This is a genomic window from Vibrio sp. 1288, from assembly GCF_033344475.1.
The window spans coordinates 1-589 of sequence record NZ_JAWPOX010000829.1; the positions used below are offsets into that span (position 1 = coordinate 1).

Genomic DNA, 589 nt, shown 5'->3' on the forward strand with positions numbered 1-589 from the left:
AGTACAAACCACCAACCATTTGCTTGCCGATGTGGTGTGGATGACTGAGCAGCCGTTGCAACCTGGTCGCGATTACGACATCAAGATTGCAGGTAAGAAGACCGTTGGTCACGTAGAGTCGATTCGTCACCAGTACGACATCAATAACTTGTCGACGCATGGCGCTGCGGAACTGCCTCTGAATGGCATTGGTTTGTGTGAGTGGTCGCTCAATGAATCAGTAGCTTTGGACAATTACCAAGACTGCGCAGATACCGGTGGTTTTATCATCATCGATCGCCTAACTAATGTGACCGTTGGCGCGGGCATGGTGAAAGAAAGCTTAACAGAGCTTGAGCGCGGTTTGGCTGATGTATCTGCCTTTGAACTTGAGTTGAACGCCCTTGTTCGCAAACACTTCCCGCATTGGGAAGCTAAAGACCTAAGCCAGTTACTCAAGAAGTAATGGCAGTAAACCTAGGGACGTTATCAGTGTCTAGGTTCACAGCCTAACCGAGTGCGAAATGCGGTTAGGCTGCCTCTAATACCGGAATGTTCAGTGAAGCCCAAGAAAACTGAGCATTCTGGCACTCTTTTTCGCTTTGCTTTG

General features: G+C 48.7%; 1 protein-coding gene. It reads left to right on the forward strand.

Annotated elements, in window-relative coordinates:
- Positions 1-445 (forward strand): elongation factor 1-alpha C-terminal domain-related protein (locus tag R8O11_RS29605; RefSeq protein ID WP_412035096.1); only part of this gene is annotated, 445 nt, incomplete at its 5' end.
- Between the last annotated feature and the right edge of the window lie 144 nt (positions 446-589).